General features: G+C 73.3%; 18 protein-coding genes. 11 read left to right on the top strand and 7 right to left on the bottom strand.

Features of this window, described 5'->3' with window-relative positions; translation table 11 throughout:
* Nucleotides 1-34: 34 nt before the first annotated feature.
* Together RAN62_RS22760 and RAN62_RS22755 are read right to left on the bottom strand one after the other, a co-directional pair.
* Nucleotides 35-865, bottom strand: a complete 831-nt coding sequence (locus RAN62_RS22760; RefSeq protein ID WP_305786745.1) for a peptidylprolyl isomerase — start codon at nucleotides 863-865, stop codon at nucleotides 35-37.
* A 65-nt stretch (nucleotides 866-930) separates the two neighbouring features.
* Nucleotides 931-1,785, bottom strand: coding sequence for a peptidylprolyl isomerase (locus tag RAN62_RS22755; RefSeq protein ID WP_305786744.1), 855 nt, complete (start codon nucleotides 1,783-1,785; stop codon nucleotides 931-933).
* 173 nt (nucleotides 1,786-1,958) lie between these two features.
* Between RAN62_RS22755 and RAN62_RS22750 the strand changes: the two genes are divergently transcribed.
* Both RAN62_RS22750 and hisS read left to right on the top strand, forming a co-directional pair.
* Nucleotides 1,959-2,642, top strand: a complete 684-nt coding sequence (locus RAN62_RS22750) for an MBL fold metallo-hydrolase (RefSeq protein ID WP_305786743.1) — start codon at nucleotides 1,959-1,961, stop codon at nucleotides 2,640-2,642.
* A 12-nt stretch (nucleotides 2,643-2,654) separates the two neighbouring features.
* On the top strand, nucleotides 2,655-3,974 hold the full coding sequence (gene hisS / locus RAN62_RS22745; RefSeq protein ID WP_305786742.1) for a histidine--tRNA ligase: 1,320 nt from the start codon (nucleotides 2,655-2,657) through the stop codon (nucleotides 3,972-3,974).
* Nucleotides 3,975-3,978: 4 nt separating this feature from the next.
* Here hisS and RAN62_RS22740 read toward each other — a convergent pair whose 3' ends face one another.
* Complete coding sequence (locus RAN62_RS22740; protein WP_305786741.1) at nucleotides 3,979-4,329, bottom strand: winged helix-turn-helix transcriptional regulator; 351 nt, start codon at nucleotides 4,327-4,329, stop codon at nucleotides 3,979-3,981.
* A gap of 113 nt (nucleotides 4,330-4,442) precedes the next feature.
* Between RAN62_RS22740 and RAN62_RS22735 the strand changes: the two genes are divergently transcribed.
* Complete coding sequence (locus RAN62_RS22735) at nucleotides 4,443-5,150, top strand: alpha/beta fold hydrolase (protein ID WP_305786740.1); 708 nt, start codon at nucleotides 4,443-4,445, stop codon at nucleotides 5,148-5,150.
* Here RAN62_RS22735 and RAN62_RS22730 read toward each other — a convergent pair.
* Nucleotides 5,147-5,701, bottom strand: coding sequence for an alpha/beta hydrolase (locus RAN62_RS22730; protein WP_305786739.1), 555 nt, complete (start codon nucleotides 5,699-5,701; stop codon nucleotides 5,147-5,149). The two genes, RAN62_RS22735 and RAN62_RS22730, sit on opposite strands and share 4 nt — an antisense overlap.
* A gap of 203 nt (nucleotides 5,702-5,904) precedes the next feature.
* Here RAN62_RS22730 and RAN62_RS22725 point away from each other — a divergent pair, with 203 nt between their 5' ends.
* Entirely contained in the window at nucleotides 5,905-6,312 is a 408-nt protein-coding gene (locus RAN62_RS22725) for a YciI family protein (RefSeq protein ID WP_305786738.1), read from the top strand.
* Nucleotides 6,309-7,424, top strand: coding sequence for an RNA polymerase sigma factor (locus tag RAN62_RS22720; RefSeq protein WP_305786737.1), 1,116 nt, complete (start codon nucleotides 6,309-6,311; stop codon nucleotides 7,422-7,424). Before RAN62_RS22725 ends, RAN62_RS22720 begins: the two co-directional genes overlap by 4 nt.
* A 154-nt stretch (nucleotides 7,425-7,578) precedes the next feature.
* On the opposite strand, the gene RAN62_RS22715 is transcribed toward RAN62_RS22720, so the two are convergent.
* Nucleotides 7,579-8,079 (bottom strand): PaaI family thioesterase, encoded by a 501-nt coding sequence (locus RAN62_RS22715; protein ID WP_305786736.1) that lies wholly within the window; start codon nucleotides 8,077-8,079, stop codon nucleotides 7,579-7,581.
* Nucleotides 8,080-8,134: 55 nt separating this feature from the next.
* Here RAN62_RS22715 and RAN62_RS22710 point away from each other — a divergent pair, with 55 nt between their 5' ends.
* Together RAN62_RS22710 and RAN62_RS22705 are read left to right on the top strand one after the other, a co-directional pair.
* Nucleotides 8,135-8,623, top strand: a complete 489-nt coding sequence (locus RAN62_RS22710; protein WP_305786735.1) for a winged helix-turn-helix transcriptional regulator — start codon at nucleotides 8,135-8,137, stop codon at nucleotides 8,621-8,623.
* An 11-nt stretch (nucleotides 8,624-8,634) separates the two neighbouring features.
* Nucleotides 8,635-10,212 (top strand): MFS transporter, encoded by a 1,578-nt coding sequence (locus RAN62_RS22705; protein WP_305786734.1) that lies wholly within the window; start codon nucleotides 8,635-8,637, stop codon nucleotides 10,210-10,212.
* 153 nt (nucleotides 10,213-10,365) lie between these two features.
* On the opposite strand, the gene RAN62_RS22700 is transcribed toward RAN62_RS22705, so the two are convergent.
* Nucleotides 10,366-10,941 (bottom strand): GNAT family N-acetyltransferase, encoded by a 576-nt coding sequence (locus RAN62_RS22700; protein WP_305786733.1) that lies wholly within the window; start codon nucleotides 10,939-10,941, stop codon nucleotides 10,366-10,368.
* 228 nt (nucleotides 10,942-11,169) lie between these two features.
* On the opposite strand from RAN62_RS22700, the gene cphA reads away from it, so the two are divergent.
* The 4 genes from cphA (at nucleotide 11,170) to RAN62_RS22675 (ending at nucleotide 18,345) form a co-directional block, all read left to right on the top strand.
* Nucleotides 11,170-13,878 carry a cyanophycin synthetase gene (gene cphA / locus RAN62_RS22695; RefSeq protein WP_305786732.1) on the top strand — a complete coding sequence of 903 codons (2,709 nt, stop codon included), beginning with the start codon at nucleotides 11,170-11,172 and terminating at the stop codon, nucleotides 13,876-13,878.
* 489 nt (nucleotides 13,879-14,367) lie between these two features.
* Nucleotides 14,368-16,629, top strand: a complete 2,262-nt coding sequence (locus RAN62_RS41190; protein ID WP_369077188.1) for a protein kinase domain-containing protein — start codon at nucleotides 14,368-14,370, stop codon at nucleotides 16,627-16,629.
* Between the two features lie 247 nt (nucleotides 16,630-16,876).
* Nucleotides 16,877-17,134, top strand: a complete 258-nt coding sequence (locus RAN62_RS22680) for a hypothetical protein (protein WP_305786731.1) — start codon at nucleotides 16,877-16,879, stop codon at nucleotides 17,132-17,134.
* A gap of 296 nt (nucleotides 17,135-17,430) precedes the next feature.
* Nucleotides 17,431-18,345 (top strand): sigma-70 family RNA polymerase sigma factor, encoded by a 915-nt coding sequence (locus RAN62_RS22675; protein WP_305786730.1) that lies wholly within the window; start codon nucleotides 17,431-17,433, stop codon nucleotides 18,343-18,345.
* A gap of 28 nt (nucleotides 18,346-18,373) precedes the next feature.
* On the opposite strand, the gene RAN62_RS22670 is transcribed toward RAN62_RS22675, so the two are convergent.
* The gene (locus tag RAN62_RS22670) at nucleotides 18,374-19,129 is read right to left on the bottom strand and encodes a DUF3800 domain-containing protein (RefSeq protein WP_305786729.1); all 756 of its coding nucleotides are present in this window, start codon (nucleotides 19,127-19,129) and stop codon (nucleotides 18,374-18,376) included.
* Nucleotides 19,130-19,169 lie beyond the last annotated feature (40 nt).

The raw sequence follows: 19,169 nt of genomic DNA, 5'->3' as shown, positions 1-19,169 counted from the left end.
CTCGGGGACCCGCCCTTCTGCTACGACCGGACGATCAGGACGCGGCGGTCATCGTCAGCGTCTTGATGTCGACTTCCTTCTTCGGGTGACCGTCGCCCTGGCCGTTGGCGTTGTCGGTGCCGGCCTTGGCGACCGTGTCGACGATCTCGATGCCCTTGGTGACCTTGCCGAGCACCGTGTACTCCGCGGGGAGGTCGGTGTCGGCGTACGTGATGAAGAACTGGCTGCCCGTCGTGCTGGGCTCCGACGTCTTCGCCATCGCGATCGTGCCCTTGGGGTAGGCCGGCTTGGCGTTGGTCGGGAGGTTCTCCTCGGCGTACTTGAAGCTGGGGCCGCCGGTGCCGTCGGTGTCGCGGTAGCCCTTGCCCGTGGCGGTCGGGTCACCGCACTGCAGGACCTTGATGCCCTCGGTCGTGAGGCGGTGGCACTTGGTGTTGTCCCAGAACTTCTTCGACGCCAGATAGGTGAACGCCCCGCCGGTGCAGGGGGCCTTGGCCAGGTCCACCGTCGCCGTGATGGCGCCCAGGTTGGTGTCCATGGTCAGGGTGCTGGTGCCGACGTTGGGCACGTTGGCCGGCGGCGTGCCGACGTCCTTGACCTTGGAGCCGGTGCTGCCGTCCTCGGGGATCCACTGGCACGCCACGGTGCCGGCGGGCGCACTGGACGCGGAGGTCTTGTCCGTGTCGTCCTTGCCCAGGGCGGTCACGACCCAGACCGCGACGCCCGCGATCACGACGACGCCGATGGCCGCGCCGATGACCGCCTGGCGCTGGCGGCGCTTCTTCGCGGCGGTGGCGCGCTCGGCCATCTCCTTCTCCAGGCGGGCCCGCGCCGCCGCGCGCTGCCTGTCCTTGATCGACGACACGGTGTTCCTCCTGTATGCCTGCGGTGCGATGAGGGGTGTGCCTGGGGGATTGTGCTCCGGAAAGCTCAGGACTCGCTGGAAGCCGACGGCGCGGTGGACGCTACGGCACCCTCGGGGGTGTAGTCACCCACCGTGATGCTCTTCACCGTGATGGTCTCCTTCGGCTTGACCTTGTCGCCGGCGGCGTCCGCCACCGTCGGGATCTTGCCGAGCTTGTCGACGGTGGCCATGCCGCCGGTCACCGTGCCGATGATCGAGTAGAGCGGATCGGTCTTCGGGGCGTAGTCCTTGAAGAAGATCAGGAACTGGCTGCCGTTGGTGCCCGGCGGGTCGCCGATCATCGCCACGGTGCCCTTGGGATAAAGAGGTGCGGTGGCGGCGGCATCGGCGACGGGGAGGTTCTCGTCGTAGATCGAGTACGTCGGCCCGCCCTGCCCGGTGCCCGACGGGTCACCGCACCGGATGGCGCCCTCGGCGGTGATCTCGTGGCACGTGGTGTTGTCGAAGAACTTCTTCTCCGCCAGGAAGGCCAGGTCGGCAGCGCTGCACGGGGCGTTCGTCAGATCGAGCGACGCGGTGATCGGGTCGCCCTTGTCCGTGGTGATCGTCATGGTGCGCGTGCCGGAGGTGGGGATGCCCGTGGTCGGCGGCTCGCCCACGTCCTTGAGGCTGGTGTTGCTCGTGGCGTCCTGCGGGGTCCAGACGCAGACGTCGGAGTCGGCGGCCGAGGTGGTCTCGTCGTCGGAGTCGAACGCCCCGCTCAGCCAGGCCACGCCGCCCACGATCACGACCAGCGCGAGCGCGGCGCCGACCCCGGCCTGGATCTGGCGTCGCCGGCGCTGCCGGGCGGCCCGGCGGGCCATCTGGCGGTCGAGCTTCTCCCGCGCCAGCTGCCGCTGCCGGTCCTTGCTGGAAGCCACCGGGTGTTCCCCTCCTCGAGCTGAAACGTGCGCCGTGCCACACGCCCGCACGAGTGTACGGGTAACTCCTGGGAATGTGGCGTGCGAGGTTGCGTCCCGGTCCGTACGGTGTGTCCCGCTAGGCTTTCTCCGCGAGGTGGGAAACGCGAGGTGGGAACGGGAAGGGGCGTGGGGTGCTCGTCACCGGATTCGAGGCGCAGGCGTTCGGCACGAATTGTTACGTGCTGGCGGCCGGCCCGGGCGAGCAGGCGCTGATCGTCGACCCCGGCATCGGCGTGCTCGACCGGCTGGAGGAGGTGCTGGCCGAGCACCGGCTGCAGCCCGCCGCGGTGCTGCTGACGCACGGCCACCTCGACCACGCCTTCTCGGTCGCGCCGGTGTGCGGGGCGCGCGGCATCCCGGCGTACGTGCACCCGGACGACCTCGAGATTCTCGCCGACCCGGAGAAGTTCCTGGGTCAGGGGCTGGCCCGGATGTTCGGCGGCCGGCTGCCCTACGCGGCGCCCGAGGAGGTCGCCGAGCTCACCGACGGCGCCACGCTCTCCCTGGCCGGGCTGGAGATCACCGTCGACCACGCGCCGGGCCATACCGGCGGGTCGGTGCTGTTCCGGCTGCCGGGCGAGGACACCTCGTGGGACGCGGACCAGGTCTGCCTCTCCGGGGACGTGCTCTTCGCCGGCTCCATCGGCCGCACCGACCTGCCGGGCGGCGACACCGCCGTGATGCTGACCAGCCTGCGGGACAAGATCCTGCCGCTGGCCGACGACACGGTGGTCCTGCCCGGCCACGGTCCCGCCACGACGATCGGCCGCGAGCGCGCCGGCAACCCGTACCTGCGGGAACTGCGCGCCAATTAGGAGAGACGACCCATGAGCAAGCCCACCCCGCTGTCCGGCTTCCCGGAATATCTGCCGGCCCAGCGGATGATCGAACAGCGCGTCGTCGAGCGCATCCGGACGACCTTCGAGCTGTACGGCTTCGCGCCGCTGGAGACCCGGGCGGTCGAGCCGCTGGACCAGCTGCTGCGCAAGGGCGAGACCTCCAAGGAGGTGTACGTCCTCCGCCGCCTCCAGGAGGACCCGAACTCGTCGGACGAAGCGAGCCTCGGCCTGCACTTCGACCTGACCGTGCCGTTCGCGCGGTTCGTGCTGGAGAACGCCGGCAAGCTGCAGTTCCCGTTCCGCCGCTACCAGATCCAGAAGGTGTGGCGCGGCGAGCGCCCGCAGGAGGGCCGCTATCGCGAGTTCCTCCAGGCCGACATCGACGTGGTCGACCGGGACACGCTGCCCTTCCACTACGACACCGAGATGCCGCTCGTGGTCGGCGACGCCCTGCGCTCGCTCCCGATCCCGCGCGCCACGATCCTGGCCAACAACCGCAAGGTGTGCGAGGGCTTCTACCGCGGGCTCGGCCTCGAGGACCCCGACCAGGTCCTGCGTACGGTCGACAAGCTCGACAAGATCGGCCCGGAGAAGGTGGCCGCGCTCCTGGCCGAGACGGCCGGCGCCACCGACGCCCAGGCCCGGGCGTGTCTCGCCCTGGCCTCGATCTCCACGGCGGACGGCTCCTTCGTCGACCAGGTCCGCGCGCTCGGGGTCAGCAACGACCTCCTCGACGAGGGCCTCGACGAGCTCCTGCGCGTCGTCGAGGCGGGCCCCGGGCTGGTCCGGGCCGAGCTCAAGATCGCCCGTGGCCTCGACTACTACACCGGCACGGTCTACGAGACGTCGCTGGAGGGCTACGAGCGCTACGGCTCGATCTGCTCCGGCGGCCGCTACGACAACCTCGCGACCTCCGGCACCGAGCGCTTCCCGGGCGTCGGCATCTCCATCGGCGTCTCCCGCATGCTGGGCCTGCTGTTCGGCCGGGACGCGCTGACCATCTCCCGCAGCGTGCCGACGGCCGTGCTCGTCGCCCTCCCGAACGAGGACGTGCGCCCGGCCAGCAACCGCATCGCCCGCTCCCTCCGCGAGCGGGGCATCAACACCGAGGTGGCGCCCACGGCGGCCAAGTTCGGCAAGCAGATCCGCTTCGCCGAGCGGCGCGGGATCCCGTACGTCTGGTTCCCCGGCGCCGACGGCGAACCCGACCAGATCAAGGACATCCGCTCGGGCGACCAGGTCGACGCCGACGCGGCCACCTGGCAGCCCCCGGCCGCCGACATCGCCCCGGAGATCGCGGGCGCCTGAGCGGTCAGCCGCGCGCGTCGTACGCGGCGCGCGCGGCATCGATCCGGGACAGGTTCTCAAAGCTCCAGCGCATCAGCGGGGCGGTGGCCTCGTGCAGGGTCCCGCCCATCGGGGTGAGCTCGTAGCTGACGTGCGGCGGCATGATGTTGTGGACCGTCCGCGTCAGCAGGCCGTCGCGTTCCAAGCTGCGCAAAGTCACGGTCAGCATGCGCTGGCTGATGCCGTCGATGCCCCGCTTCAGCTCGGTGAAGCGGCGCGGCCCGTCCGCCAGTCCGCGCACCACGAAGAGCGACCACTTGTCCGCGACGATGTCGAGCACCTCGCGGGGCCGGCAGGCGGCGGCCGGGCTCGTCATGGTTACCTCCGGTGAACCGAGGCACATTGAAGTGCCTGATTGCGGTGCCCGCGGCGGGCGGGTCACCCTGGTGGCGGTACCGAAAGAGTACCGAGGCACCGAAGGGAACCGCCATGTCCACGTATCTGCTCGTCCACGGCGCCTGGCACGACGGCCGCGCCTGGGACCGGGTGGTCCCGCGGCTGACCGCCGCCGGCCACCGGGCGTACGCGCCCACGCTGCCCGGCCACGGCGACCGGGCCCACCTGCTCGGCCCCGGCATCGGGCTCGGCACCTACGTCGAGGACCTCGTCCGGCTGATCGAGGACGAGGACCTGACCGAGGTGATTCTGGTCGGGCACAGCTTCGCCGGGATGACGATCTCGGGGGTGGCCGGCCGCGTCCCGGAGCGCATCGCCCATCTGGTCTTCCTCGACGCCATGGTGCCGGTCGACGGCGAGACCGCGACCGACGTCATGCCGATCACCCGGACCCTGCTCGACCGGGCCGCCGCGACGGCCACGCCGTGGCGGATCCCGCCGCTGCCCGAGCTGCCGGCGCCGTACGGGCTCTTCGGGGTGACCGACCCGGACGACGTCGCCTGGCTGCGCACGACACTCACCGACGAGCCGGCCCTCTGTTACCAGCAGCCGGTCCGGCTGGGCGGCCCGGCGGCGGCCGCCATCCCGCGTACGCACATCCACTGCACCGGCAACGAGCCGCCCGGCATCACCCGTCGCCCGGCCCCCGCGGGCGAGCGGCTGCTCACCCTCCCGACCGGTCACGACTGCATGATCACGATGCCGGCCGAGCTCACCGACCTCCTCCGCAAAATCGACTAGCGCGGCGGGTCGAGGGCGTCCAGGAAGGCCTCGATCGCGGTGCTGACGTCGCCGAGGACGTCGGTGTAACGGCGGATCGGGCCCGGCCCGCGCAGCGAGTGGCTGCCCTCCTCGACGACGAGCAGCTGCTTGCCGGTGGCCCGGGCGGTGTCCGAGTCCCACCAGCGCTTGTCGGCCGTGCCACCGACCAGGAGCTGCGGCGCGGGGTTGCGGGTGATGGCCTCGGCGACGACCGGGCGGGTGAGCAGCGGGGTGAGCCAGACGGCGGGCAGGGAACGCTCGAGGGCCAGACCGGCCGCATAGGTGCCGAGGGACTTGGCGATCAGGACCGGCTTGGCCCGCGGCGCCACCTCGAGGGCGCGGTCCAGAGCCGCCTCGACGTGCCCCCGGACGAAGGCGGCGGCGGCCGCGTCGTCGTCGAGGATGCCGCGCGGGGTCTCCCATGTGATGTCCTCGACGTGCGCGGTGCGGTCGGCGAGGGTCTCCCACGCCAGGTCGAGCAGCGTGCCGATCCGGCCGTTGCCCCCCGGGATCAGGATGCCATTGATCATGCCTGAACTGTAGGACGTGGCTACCCTCACCGGATGATCCGGCCGCCGAGGGCGACTGTCTCACCTCGGCGGTTGTCCGCGGCGGGGCGAGTGGGCCGACCAGCTCGTCACGCGATTCCGGAAAAAGAATGGCGGAAGGATGTCGAGAACGGCGGCGCGGCGTCGTCCCCGGGGTGACAACGGCATCGGACGAGGAGACCATCATGGCGAAGTACCTGTTGCTCAAGCACTACCGCGGCGCCCCGGCGGCGGTGAACGACGTGCCGATGGACAAGTGGACGCAGGAGGAGATCTCGGCCCACATGAAGTACATGAACGACTTCGCGGCGCGGCTGGAGCAGACCGGGGAGTTCGTGGACGGGCAGGCGCTCGCCCCGGAGGGCACCTTCGTCCGGTACGACGGGGAGGGCCGCCCGCCCGTGACGGACGGGCCGTTCCCGGAGACCAAGGATCTGATCGCCGGGTGGATGGTGATCGACGTGGACAGCTACGAGCGGGCCGTCGCCCTGGCCGGGGAGCTGTCGGCCGCGCCGGGCGCCGGCGGGAAGCCGATCCACGAGTGGCTGGAGCTGCGTCCCTTCCTCGCCGAGCCGCCGACCGTCACCGAATGAGGGAGCTCATTCCCGAGGTGATCGGGGTCCTCGTCCGCCGCGGAGCCGACTTCGCGGCGGCCGAGGACGCCGTCCAGGAGGCGCTCATCGAGGCCCTGCGCGCCGACCCGCCCCGGGACCCGAAGGGCTGGCTGGTCACTGTGGCGTGGCGCCGCTTCCTGGACACCACCCGCTCGGACGCGGCCCGCCGGCGCCGGGAGGAACGGGTCGACGCCGAGCCGCCACCCGGGCCGGCCGCCGAGACCGACGACACGTTGCAGCTCTACTTCCTGTGCGCGCATCCGTCCTTGTCTCCGGCCTCAGCCGTCGCGCTGACCCTGCGGGCGGTCGGCGGGCTGACGACGCGGCAGATCGCCCAGGCCTACCTGGTGCCCGAGGCGACGATGGCCCAGCGCATCAGCCGGGCCAAGCGGACCGTCGCCGGCGTCCGCTTCGACCAGCCCGGCGACGTCGCGACCGTGCTGCGGGTGCTCTATCTGGTGTTCAACGAGGGCTACTCCGGCGACGTGGACCTGGTCGCGGAGGCGATCCGGCTCACCCGGCAGCTGGCGGCGGTGGTCGACCATCCGGAGGCCGCCGGGCTGCTCGCGCTCATGCTGCTGCACCACGCGCGGCGGGCGGCCCGGATCGCGCCCGACGGCAGCCTGGTGCCGCTGGCTGCCCAGGACCGCGGTCGCTGGGACACCGGCATGATCGCCGAGGGCGTCGGCATCCTGCAGACCGCGCTCTCCCGCGACCGGCTGGGCGAATATCAAGCTCAGGCCGCCATCGCCGCTCTGCACGCGGACGCGCCCACCGCGGCGGAGACCGACTGGGTGCAGATCGTCGAGTGGTACGACGAGCTGGTCCGCCTGACCGGCAGCCCGATCGTCCGGCTCAACCGGGCCGTCGCCGTGGGTGAGGCCGACGGGGCCCGGGCCGGTCTCGCGGCGCTCGCGGAGCTCGACGAGGGCCTGCCGCGCCACACGGCGGTGGCGGCTTACCTGCACGAACGCGCCGGCGACCACTCGGTGGCGGCCCGGCTCTATGCCGAGGCGGCCCGCAAGGCCCCGAACCTCGCCGAGCGCGACCACCTCACCCGGCAGGCCGCCCGCCTCAACACGGAGACATGAGATCGACTGCCATGGGTACGCGACCCCCATGCGCATCGGAAACACGGAAGTTCGCGTCCTCGGCGGCGCCGGCGGCTGCCTGTCGATGATCCTGCTCTCGATCGTCGCGTCGGTCGTGCTGACGATCCTGCTCAACGTCCTGTTGTGACGGCTCTCAGCCCTGCTCGAAGAGCATGCAGGACGAGGTGGCGTGGGCGAGGAGCCGGCCGGCCGGGTCGGTGAGGCGCGCCTCGGCCAGGGCGGTGCGGCGGCCCCGCTGCAGGACCGCGCCGGTGGCCTGGATCTCGCCCAGCGCGAGGGTGACCGGCCGCAGGAACTTCACGGACAGGTCGAGGCTCGTGTAGCCGACGCCGGCGGGCAGCGTGGTGTGCACCGAGCAGGCGGCGGCCGTGTCGAGCAGGGTGGAGATGACGCCGCCGTGCACGCTGCCGAGCGGGTTGTAGTGGAACTCCTGCGGCACCAGCCGGACGGTGACGCTGCCCTCCGCCACCTCGAAGCCGGTGATGCCGAGCATCCGCAGCACCGGCGGCGCGGGCAGCTCGCCCGTGGCCATGGCCCGCAGCACCTCGAGCCCGGACATCCCGCGGACGTGCGCCGCGTGCTCGGCCGGGTCGGTCCACTCGAAGGTGCGGGACCGGCTCTGGGTCTGCGTCATGGACGCAGATTTCCACGGCTTGCTGTGTCTGTCAATGAGACTTAGCCTCGTGACTATGACCCAGGCCACATCCCGTCCCGTCTCGCTGGACTGGTCCGTCGAGAACTGCACGATCACCCGGGCCATGGAGGTGCTCGGCGAGAAGTGGACAGTGGTGGTGCTGCGGGAGGTCTTCCTGGGGGTACGCCGCTTCGCCGACATGCGCGAGCGGACCGGCATCCCGCGCCAGGTGCTGGCCAACCGCCTCGCCGACCTCGTCGCCCACGGGGTGCTGCGCCGGGAGCCGTACCAGGAGCCGGGCGCCCGGGTCCGCCACGAGTACAGGCTGACGCGGAAGGGCTTCGACCTGTACCCCGTACTCGTGGCGGTGAAGACCTGGGGCGACCGCTACCTGGCCGATGCCGAGGGGCCCGCGCTGACGCTGACGCACCGGGACTGCGGGGGCGAGATCCACGACGAGCTGCACTGTGACCAGGGGCACGCCGTCACCGCGTACCAGGAGGTGATCCCCCGCCCCGGACCGGGCGCCCGCCGCAGGAAGTAAGCTCCGGGCGCGTGACCACCCCCGCCTGGGCGCCGCTGCGCGACAAGATCTTCCGGGGGCTGTGGATCGGCTCGCTGGCCAGCAACGTCGGCACCTGGATGCAGACCGTCGGCGCGTCGTGGCGCCTGGTCGACGAGCCCGCCGCGGCCACCTGGGTCAGCCTCGTGCAGACCGCCACGATGCTGCCGGTCCTGCTCCTGGCGCTGCCCGCGGGCACCCTCGCGGACGTCTTCGACCGGCGCCGGCTGCTGCTGACCGTGCAGGCGGCCTCCTTCGCGGTCGCCACCACGCTCACCGTCCTGACCGCCACGGACCGGATGCCGCCGCCGGTGCTGCTGGTCTTCACCTTCCTGCTCGGCGTGGGCCAGGCGCTGACTCTGCCCACGTGGCAGGCGATCATTCCCGAACTCGTCCCGCGCGACGCCCTGCCCGCCGCCTCGTCGCTGGGCGCCGTCAACACCAACCTCGCGCGGTCGGCCGGGCCCGCGGTGGCCGGTCTCCTGGTCGCGCAGGCCGGCGTACCCGTGGTCTTCGGCCTGAACGCCCTGTCCTTCGTGGTCTTCGCCCTCGCGCTGCTGCGCTGGCGGCGGCCCCCGCACAGCGGCAGCCAGGCCGAGCACTTCGGTCCCGCGCTGCGCGCCGGTGAGCGCTACGTCCGGTACGCCCCGCTGGTCCGCCGCATCCTGCTGCGTGTCGTGCTGTTCGTGCTGCCCGGCAGCGTGGTGTGGGGCCTGGTGCCGCTGGTCGCCCAGCGTCTTCACATGGGCTCCCGCGGGTACGGCATCCTGCTCGCCGCCCTCGGCGCCGGCGCCATCCTCGGGGCGCTCCTCATGCCCCGCCTCCGCGACCGGCTCACCCCCAACCGCCTGCTGGTCCTCTCCGGCCTCGCCTACGCCACCGCCCTCGTCACCGTCGCCCTGGTCCCGAGCCCGTTCGCGGCCGTGCCCGCCCTCGTGCTGGCCGGGCTGGCCTGGATGGCCCAGGTCTCCCGCATGAACGCGAGCCTGCAGCTCTTCCTGCCCAACTGGGTCCGCGCCCGCGGCTTCGCCGTCTACCGGGTCGTCTTCGCCGGCGCCCAGGCCCTCGGCGCCCTGCTGTGGGGCCAGATCACCGAGCTGACCGGCCTGCCGGCGGCTTATCTCGCTGCCGCGGCCTGCATGCTCGCCGGTACGGCCACCGTCCGCCGCCTGCCGCTGCACGAGCGCGCCGGCGACCGCAGTCCCGCGACCTACTGGCCCGAGCCGCACCTGATGCTCGAACCGCACCTCGACGACGGCCCGGTCCTGGTGACCGCCCGCTACCGAGTCCGCGAGGAGAACCGGGCCGCCTTCGTCGACGCGATGTCCACGGTCCGCCGCTCCCGCCTCCGCACCGGCGCGACGCGCTGGGGCCTCTTCCGCGACGGCGAGCAGGCCGACGAGTTCGTCGAGGTCTACCAGGTGCCGACCTGGGACGAACACCTCCGCCAGCACGACGGCCGTCTCACCGGCAGCGACGAGCACGAGGAGGAGAAGGCGCTCGCCCTGGCCGAAGGCCCCCCGAGGATCGAGCACCTCCTCCCCGCCGGCGTCCCGGTGTCCCGCCATTGATCCGCATCGCTTGATCCAGCTGTTTCCGGCTGGATGCTCGCATGTTCGAGGGGCGTGCTTTCCGGGCTGTGAGCCGATGGCTGTCAGCGATCCCGCTCGCGCGGCATCTCCGCGGTTCGGGGCAACCTCGTATGCGGCCCCTTCCGGCCGCCGTCACCCCGGGGACGGAGCCGTGCCACCGTTTCGCCACTCGCTCTTCAGGACGGCGTGGACGAGCTGGTCCGCCCACTCGCCCCGCAGCTGGTAACTCGCGACGTGCCGGGCCTCCGGCCGCATCCCGAGCCGGGTCATCAGCCGCGCGGAGGCTGTGTTCTCCGCGTGGCACCGCGCGTAGACCCGGTGCAGGCCCCACTCGCCGAACGCCCAGTCCAGCAGCGCGGCGGCCGCCTCGGTGGCGAATCCGCGGCCGCCGTGATCCGGGTGGAAGACGTAGCCCAGCTCGGCCGTCCGGTACTCCGCGCTGCGCCAGACCAGCTCGACCGTGCCGATCACCGTGGCGCCGCGGACAACCGCCGAGGTGAGACAGTCGCCCTCGGCGCGCAGTACGTCCTCGGCGGCCATGGCCACCACCGAACTTCGCGACTGCTCCCGGGTACGCGGTTCCGCGCCGAGCATCCGGCGGGTGACGTCCTCGCGGCGCTGCCAGGCGTACACGTCGTCGAGATCGTCGAGGGTGACGGGGCGCAACGTCAGTCGCGGTGTGCGGATCGGGAACGGCGGCCGGATCATCGGGCGAGAGTAGCCGCGCGCGACGGTCGGCGCGGCCCGGAAGGCGCCCGGGTCGGCGTCGCCTTGCCCGCGGACAGTCGAGCGCTCGGAACTCGGCAATTAGCCGGATGTTTCGGATTTGTTCCGTTTAACCTCAGAAGCGAACCGATCTCTCAATGGCGCCGCGTACGCGCACGGGGTCGGAAGCGTCGCCGCGGTCGCCGCGGCCGGGGAACGGGGACACTCCGCATGAAGATCGTGAGCCTGCGCCGCCTGCGCGGACCCAATGTGCACCTGTCCCGGCCGGCGGTGGTGGCGCGACTCGACCTCGGCGAGCTCGCGGGGCGGGAGACCACCGATCTCGCCGGCTTCCCCGAGCGGCTGCTGCGGGCGCTGCCCGGGCTGGCCGAGCATCATTGTGCGGCCGGGACGCCGGGCGGGTTCGTGAGCCGGATGCGCGGGGGCACCTACTTCGGGCACGTGACCGAGCATGTCGCCCTGGAGCTGTCGCAGCGGATCGGGCGGGACGTGAGCTTCGGGCGTACGGTGTCGGCCGGCGCCGCCGGGGTCTACGACCTGATCCTGGAGTGCCCGGTCGACGAGGCGCCGGAGTCCACCGTGCCGGGGCGGCTGCTCGACGAGGCCGCCGGGCTGGTCGAGGCGGTGGCGGGCGGCGCGGTCGTGACCGCCACCGAGCTGGGCGGGCGGCTGGCCGAGCTGGCGGAGCTGGCCGAGCGGGAGGCGACCGGCCCGAGCACGCGGGCGATCATCGCGGCGGCGCGGCGGCGGAACATCCCGGTCGAGCGGTTCGGGGATCTGAGCCTGGTGCGGCTGGGGTGGGGGCACCGGCGGCGGATGGCGTGGGCGGCGATGACCGACCGGACCAGCGGCGTGGGCATCGACATCGCCGGGGACAAGCAGGTGACGCGGGAGCTGCTGGCCGACGCCGGTGTCCCGGTCGCCGAGGGCGGGGCCGCGCGCGACGCCGCCACGGCGAGGAGGCTGCTGGCCGAGCTGGGCGGGACGGTCGTGGTCAAGCCCCGGTACGGGCGGCAGGGCGCGCACGTCACGCTCGGCGTGCGTACGGAAGCCGAAGTGGACCTGGCCGTGGCAGCCGCGGGCGGGGACGTCGTCGTGGAACGTCAGCTCGACGGCCGGGACTATCGGGTGCTTGTCGTCGCGGGGGAGGTCGTGGCGGCCGCCGAGCGCATCGCCGCGCATGTCGTGGGGGACGGGCAGTCCACGGTGGCGGAGCTGGTCGGACGCACCAACGCCGACCCGCGGCGGGGGATCGGGCACTCGCGCGTGCTGACGCGCATCGAGCTCGACGTGGACGCCGGGGCCGTGCTGGGCCGCCAGGGGCTCGGCGCGGAGTCCGTACCGGCGGAGGGCTTGACGGTGTGGCTGCGGGATGCGGCGAACCTGTCGACCGGCGGGACCGGGCACGACGTCACCGACCGGGTGCATCCGGACGTGACGCGGCTCTGCCTGCGAGTGGCGGCGCTGGTGGGGCTGGACGTGGCCGGGATCGACCTGCGGCTGACCGACATCGCCGCGCCCGTGCCGCCGGCCGGCGAGGGCCCGTACGCGGGCGGGGTGATCGAGGTGAACGCCGTGCCGGGCCTGCGCATGCACCTGTCGCCGACGCGCGGGCGTTCGCGGGACGCCGGCGACGCGATCGTGCGGGCGATGTTCCCGAACGGGTCGGACGGGCGCGTGCCCACCGCCGCCGTCACCGGGACCAACGGCAAGACGTCGGTCGCGCGGATGACCGCGTGGATGCTGGCCGGGGCCGGGCTGCGGGTCGGGCTGACCACGACGGACGGCGTCAGCATCGACGGCCGTACGGTCCACCGCAGCGACGCCACCGGCCCGCGCTCGGCGCAGATGGTCCTCGGCGACCCGCAGGTGCAGGCGGCGGTGCTGGAGACCGCGCGGGGCGGGCTGCTGCGGCGCGGGCTCGGCTACGACTGGACCGACGTGGGCGTGATCACCAACATCACCGCCGACCACCTCGGCGTGGACGGGCTGGACTCCATCGAGGACCTGGCGCACGTGAAGGCGCTGGTGGCCGAGCGGGTCCGGGACGGCGGCACGCTGGTGCTCAACGCCGACGACCCCTGGGTGCGGAGCCTGGCCGACCGTCCCCGGACGCGCGCCGACCGCAAGCGGCTCGTGTGGTTCGGCACCGACGCGGCGCAGCCCGTGGTCGCGGCGCATCTGGGGCGCGGCGGGACGGCGTACCTGCTGGACGGCGGCTGGCTCGTGCAGGCCAACGGCGCCCGGCGGACCCCTTTGCTGCGTACGGCCGACGTGCCCGGCGCGTTCGGCGGGGCGGCCCCCTATGTGGCCGTCAACGCCCTCGCCGCGATCGCCGCGGCCCGGGCCCTGGGCACCTCGGTGGAGGCGGCCGTCGAGCGGCTGTCCGGCTTCGAGCCGCGCGTCCACAATCCCGGGCGCGGGACCGTGCTGCGCCTGGACGGCGTGACGCTGTTCGTGGACTACGCGCACAACCCGGCGGCGCTGGCCGCGGTGATCCGCACCCTCCATCGCCTGTACGGCCCGGACCGCTGCGTGGCCGTCGTCACGCTGCCCGGCGACCGCCGCGACGACCTGCTGGCCGCGTGCGCGCAGGTGATCGCGGACGGGATGACCCGGGTGGTGCTGCACGACGACGAGCACCCGCGCGGGCGGGCGCCGGGGGAGGTGAGCGCGCTGGTCGAGCGGGAGATGCGCGCCCGGCGGCCGGGGCTGCGGCCGGTGCGCGCCGAGGGGTATCGCGCGGCGGTCGCGGCGGCCCGGGAGCTGGCGCGGCCGGGGGACGTGGTGCTCGTGCTCTACGAGAGCCTGCGCCCGGCGCTGTCGCATCTGGAGGAGCTCGGGGCGGTGCCGGTGGACGCGGCGCCGGTCGTGCTGCCCGGCCGGCACCCGCTGGCGGCCATGCCGGTCAAGGTGTGACTTGTCCGCATTGCGCGGTTTCCCGGATCATCGCCCGGAACACGGCATGATCGGCGGGCGTTTTTCACCCGATCAGGCGGGGTGCCGCAGGTCATTGCCCTTGGGCAAATAAGCGGACGGCCGTGCGCCGGAACGCCGCGCCAAGGTCCGTGGGAGCGATCCCATCGCTGGTGGAGCCTGTTCCGACCAACCGCGCAAAAGCCCCGGCAGCCCGCGGACACGTCCGTCGAAACAGTCCTGACCTGGCATTCCACCCGCGACCCGGCTGGCCTCCGGGGGCCGGGACGGGCCGCCCGTTCGTGCGGTGCCGCTCCTCCCGTCGCTGCGCAGCGGGTCGAGACGGTAACCGAACGTCGGCTAGCATCCAGGCCGTCGACGGGGAAAGCTCGGTCTCACGGGGAGACCACGCAGAGCCTGCCCCGGCACCGGGTCCGCATGGCGGTGCGCCCTCCGGTGTTGTCCTGCCAGCGCGCATGTGGGGGCACGCACATGAGCACGACGGACCTGCCGGGTGCCAGCCTTCTCGCCAACCGTTACCGGCTGGTCGAGCGGCTGGGCGCCGGCGGGATGTCAGTGGTGTGGCGCGGGTTCGACGAGGTTCTCGGCCGGCAGGTCGCGGTCAAGGTCCTGCCCCCGTCCACCAGCGCCGACCCGGCCTTCCGGCGCCGGCTGCGGGCCGAGGCCCAGGCCGCCGCGCGGCTGAGCCACCACCACATCACCAACGTGTACGACTACGGCGAGGCGACCACGGTCGACGGCGAGCCGGTGCCCTACGTCGTGATGGAGCTCGTCGACGGCGAGTCGCTCGCCGCCGTCCTGGCCCGCGTGCAGCGGCTGCCGTGGCAGGCGGCCGTGCGGATCGCCTCGGAGGTCGCCGCCGCCCTCGCCGCCGCCCACGCCCGGGGCATCGTGCACCGCGACGTGACGCCGTCCAACGTGATGCTCACGTCCGGCGGGGTGAAGGTCGTCGACTTCGGCATCTCCGCCCTCATCGGCGAGAACGACATCGACCCCGACGGCAGCCTGCTGGGCACCCCGGCCTACCTGGCGCCGGAGCGCCTCGAGGGCGGGCAGGTCAGCCCGGCCACCGACGTCTACGCGGTCGGCCTGCTGATCTATCGCACGCTCATCGGCCAGCTGCCGTGGGACGTCGGCACGACCACCGCCCTGCTGCGCGCCCACCAGTACACCGAGCCCGACCCGCTGCCCCCGGTCGACGGCCTGCCGCCCGCCGTGGCCGGGCTGATCGCCGACTGCCTGCGCAAGAACCCGGCCGACCGGCCGTCCAGCGCCGAGCTGGCCGACGTGCTCGGCACCGCCGCCGCCCGCGTGCCGGCCGCGGACTCCCTCGTGCCGGACTGGGCCGACACCGGCGAGAACACCACGATCCTGCCCGGCTCCTACCCGCGCACCGACCCGCTCGACCGGCTCCGCAGCGACGCCACCCCGCCGCAGCCGCGCAACGCACGGGAGGGCATGTACTCCCGCGCGGTCCCCGGCCCGGTGCTGCCGGACGAGACGGCCCCGCGGACCGGGGACATCGACCCCGCCGTGGTGGCCACCGGGCTCGTGCCCCCGGCCGCGGACAACCCGGTCGCGACCCCGGCGTTGCGCCCCGCGGCCGCCCCCCTCACGCCGGCCGAGCCGGTGTCGCCGGCCCCGCCGGCCCCGCCGGCCCCGCCCGTCCCGCCGGACCCGCCGGTCGCACCCGCCGGCCCCGAGCGGAAGAACCCGCTCAGCCGCCACCCCCGCATGGCCCTCGTCAGCGGCATCCTGGTCGCGGCCGTCGCCGGGGGCTGGGCGATCGCCGCCGCGGCCGGCAACGACGAGGGCAAGCCCGCCGGGGCCGTCCCGCCCCGGCCCGCCGGCAACCCGTGCGTGGTCAGCTATTCGGTCTGGTCGGACGCGAAGAAGCGCTTCAAGGCGGCCGTGATCCTGGCCAACCGCGACACCCGGCCGATGGCGGGCTGGAAGCTCTGGTTCGTGCTCTCCGGCGACCAGAAGGTGACGGGCACGGGGGTCACCGCGCTGAGGCAGAACGCCAACGCCGTCACCATGTCGCAGCCCGCCCCGCTGCAGCCGCAGGGCACCGTGACGATGCAGATGACCGGGCGCTACCAGGCCAGCAACGCGGCCCCGATGGTGTTCCAGCTCGACGGCAAGCCCTGCGACGCGTACGTGTCCGACGCCCCCGGCGAGCCCTCCCGCCCGGTCGAGGTCCTGCCCAACGGCTCGATCCGGCTCGGCGCGCCGGTGCGGCAGGCGCCCGTCCCGGGCATCTCGGTCGACCCGGACGGCGTCGCGGTGCCCGTCCCCGTCGAGTCGGACCCGGCCGGCGACCCCTCCGGCGGCACGGACCCGAGCAGCTCGACCGACCCCGGCGGCGGCACCGATCCGGGCGACGACACCTCCACGGACCCCGGGACCGGCACGGGCACCGACGAGCCGGGCACGGGGACCGGCACGGACGAGCCCGGCACGGGGACGGGCACCGACGAGCCCGGCACGGGGACGGGCACGGACGAGCCCGATACGGGCACCGGCACCGGAGAGCCCGGCGGCGGCAACGAGAACCCCGACCCGAAGCCGCCGGGCCCCGACACCGGTGAGCCGGAGGAGCCGGAGGATCCCACCGCGCCGGTGATCGACACCGAGCCGCCGGAAGCCGTGGACAACGACCCGGTGACGGTGAGCGAGCAGTCCTCCGCCGGTGGCGCCTCCGCCCACGAGATCTCGGCCAGCCAGACCTGACCGCCCACGCTGCGGAAACTCGGCGGTGGCGATGCCAGGGGGCGAGTTACAGTCGAATCTGGTGCGCTTCCGCCGAGCGGACGCGCCCGCCCGGCGAAACGGTGCGAACCGCGTCGGCGAGCCTGCGCGCCACGGCGGCGCCCGCGTGGACACTGGTGTTACCGGCCTGCACCCTGAGCGGTTCCGGACCAGCACCGCCGCGAGCGTCACTGGGACACGAGGTCGTCGCACCATCGGGGAGTTCGACATGTTGAGCACCGTGCAGGACCTGGCCGCCGAGGCGCTCTTCGCCTCGCACCTCCAGCCCTCCGACTGCCCGGACCGCCGGTCGGTCGAGGCGGCCGTCACCGCGATGATCCTCCGCCACGGCAGCGACGGCTGCGCGCTGGTGGTGGCCGGGGAGTTCGGCGACCACCCGGAGGCCGCGGTGCGCCGGATGAGCTGGGTGCGTCACGAGCTGGGCGTCATGGCCGAGGCGCACCGCAGCCCGCACTTCGCCAACTGACCGCGCCCGATCCCGGCCCGTTGTGCGCGCGCCGGCCTCGGGCCCGCTGTGCGCGCCGGCCCGGCGCCCGGACTCACTCCCCGCGCGGGTGCGTCGGGCCCGCTTGCCCCGGGAGAGAAGCGCTAAACCTGGCGCCCCGCCCGAGACCTGAGTCTTTTTCCGAAAAAACTCCATAAAAGCAACCGAGTTCGCCCGCCGCTGCACCCGGCGACGGCAAATGTCTTCCTCGGCGGCCGGAACAACGGCCGACCGGGGCCGGCGCACCTGCCGGCCTCCGTGAGAGCGAGGAGGACTCCGTGACCACCACGACCGAACTCCCCGCCACCACCGGCACGCACCACGACGCGCCGTCCGCGCGCGCCATCGAGGACCTTGTCCGGGAGCACATGCCGATGGTGGGCCACCTGGTCCGGGAGCTGTTGAACAGGGTGCCGGGCCACGTGCACGCCGACGACCTGTCGTCCGCCGGGTTCGCCGCCCTGCTCGGCGCCGCCCGGTCCTTCGACGTGAGCCGGGGCATCCCCTTCCACCGCTTCGCCGCCGTCCGGATCCGGGGCGCGCTGCTCGACGAGCTGCGCGGCCAGGACTGGGCGAGCCGCTCGGTGCGGGCCCGGGCCCGCAAGACCGCGCAGGCCCGGCAGGAGCTGACCGCGGCCCTGGGGCGTACGCCCACCGAGGCCGAGGTCGCCGAGCTGCTCGGCATCGGCGTCGCCGAGCTCGCGTCCGTCGAGGACGACGTGCAGAAGGCGGCGCTGCTGAGCCTGCAGGGGTTCCCGACCGGCGCGGCCGAGGAGATGGTGCCCGAGCTGTCGGAGGGGCCCGAGGACCTGCTGCTCAAGCGCGAGCGGCTGGGCTATCTGCACCAGGCGATCCAGGCGCTGCCCGAGCGGCTGCGCCTGGTGGTGACCCAGTCGTTCCTGCAGGAGCAGCCGCTGAGCGAGGTGGCGGCCGAGCTGGGCGTGACCGAGTCGCGCATCTCCCAGCTGCGGACCGAGGCGCTGCGCCTGCTGCGGGAGGGCCTGAACAGCTCGCTGGCACCGGAGCTGCTGACGGTGGCGGCGGGCGGGCCGCGTACCCGGAAAGGCTGTCTGCAACGGCGCCGGACCGAGTATTTCGCCCGGGTGGCGGAGCAGGGCAACCTGCGCACGCGGCTGGCGCTCACCGACAGCCACGGCGTGCCGATCGCGTTCACGACGAACCGGGCGGCGTGACCGCGGGCGGTGGGGAAGCCGTCCGCGGTCAGAGCAGGTAAGGCGGGGCCAGCGCGTGCAGGCCGGCGTCGTCCGGGTGTTCCACGATCCACCGGACGGTGCCGGCCAGCATGTCGGCGAGCTGGATGCGCGGATGCTCCTCCAGCGGAAGCAGCCGGATGCTCGCGATCAAGCCACCGGTCCGGGCGCGCAGCTGCTCGACGCGGCGTTCCGGAAGCATGATCTGCCGGTCGTGGAGCACGGCCACCGGGCCCCAGTGCTTGGCCGCCGCCTCGAGCGCCGGCACGAGCGGATCGAGCACCGAGTTGAGCCCCGGGTCGGTGAGCAGCCACGCCCGGAACAGCTCCGCGCGCTCGCGCCCCACGGTCAGCCCCGACACGCGGAAGAACTCGTCGACGACGCCGGGCTGGTCCTTGCCGCGCAGCAGGTCGTTGCCCGCCGCGAGAACGTACGGGGAACGGTCGATCTTGTCGGGGGGCACGTCGAGCAGCTCCGCCAGCCGGGTCGCGACCCACTCCGTCTTGTCGAGCACGAACACGGTGCCGTGCCCGCGCACCGGGCTCTCCGCCAGGAACCAGCGCAGCACGGCCCGGTTCTTCTCGCGGAGCAGATGACCGGCCCGGTAGGCACTCGCCGGTGACCGGATCCGCGATCGCAGCTCGAGCAGCAGCTCCGCGGCCACCGCCTCGTCGAGCTGCACCGCCGCGTGCGCGAACAGCGGCGTCGTGGAGTCGATCAGCTTCTCGCCCTCGTACCCGGACTCGTCGCACCAGATCTCCCGCACGTCCCCAGGCTATTCCGCGTGTCGATGGGTTATCCGGCCG

The sequence above is a fragment of the Symbioplanes lichenis genome (assembly GCF_030709675.1).
In the GTDB taxonomy this organism is placed as follows: Bacteria; Actinomycetota; Actinomycetes; order Mycobacteriales; family Micromonosporaceae; genus Actinoplanes; species Actinoplanes lichenis.
The sequence above is the reverse complement of the archived record's forward strand: the minus strand, read 5'-3'. Positions and strand labels throughout refer to the sequence as shown.

Excerpts from the sequence above, each read along its gene's own strand:
- hisS (WP_305786742.1), top strand. The coding sequence starts at position 2,655 with ATGAGCAAGCCCACCCCGCTGTCCGGCTTCCCGGAATATCTGCCGGCC.
- RAN62_RS22740 (WP_305786741.1), bottom strand. The coding sequence starts at position 4,329 with ATGACGAGCCCGGCCGCCGCCTGCCGGCCCCGCGAGGTGCTCGACATC.
- RAN62_RS22735 (WP_305786740.1), top strand. The coding sequence starts at position 4,443 with ATGTCCACGTATCTGCTCGTCCACGGCGCCTGGCACGACGGCCGCGCC.
- RAN62_RS22730 (WP_305786739.1), bottom strand. The coding sequence starts at position 5,701 with ATGATCAATGGCATCCTGATCCCGGGGGGCAACGGCCGGATCGGCACG.
- RAN62_RS22725 (WP_305786738.1), top strand. The coding sequence starts at position 5,905 with ATGGCGAAGTACCTGTTGCTCAAGCACTACCGCGGCGCCCCGGCGGCG.
- RAN62_RS22720 (WP_305786737.1), top strand. The coding sequence starts at position 6,309 with ATGAGGGAGCTCATTCCCGAGGTGATCGGGGTCCTCGTCCGCCGCGGA.
- RAN62_RS22715 (WP_305786736.1), bottom strand. The coding sequence starts at position 8,079 with ATGACGCAGACCCAGAGCCGGTCCCGCACCTTCGAGTGGACCGACCCG.
- RAN62_RS22710 (WP_305786735.1), top strand. The coding sequence starts at position 8,135 with ATGACCCAGGCCACATCCCGTCCCGTCTCGCTGGACTGGTCCGTCGAG.
- RAN62_RS22700 (WP_305786733.1), bottom strand. The coding sequence starts at position 10,941 with ATGATCCGGCCGCCGTTCCCGATCCGCACACCGCGACTGACGTTGCGC.
- cphA (WP_305786732.1), top strand. The coding sequence starts at position 11,170 with ATGAAGATCGTGAGCCTGCGCCGCCTGCGCGGACCCAATGTGCACCTG.
- RAN62_RS41190 (WP_369077188.1), top strand. The coding sequence starts at position 14,368 with ATGAGCACGACGGACCTGCCGGGTGCCAGCCTTCTCGCCAACCGTTAC.
- RAN62_RS22680 (WP_305786731.1), top strand. The coding sequence starts at position 16,877 with ATGTTGAGCACCGTGCAGGACCTGGCCGCCGAGGCGCTCTTCGCCTCG.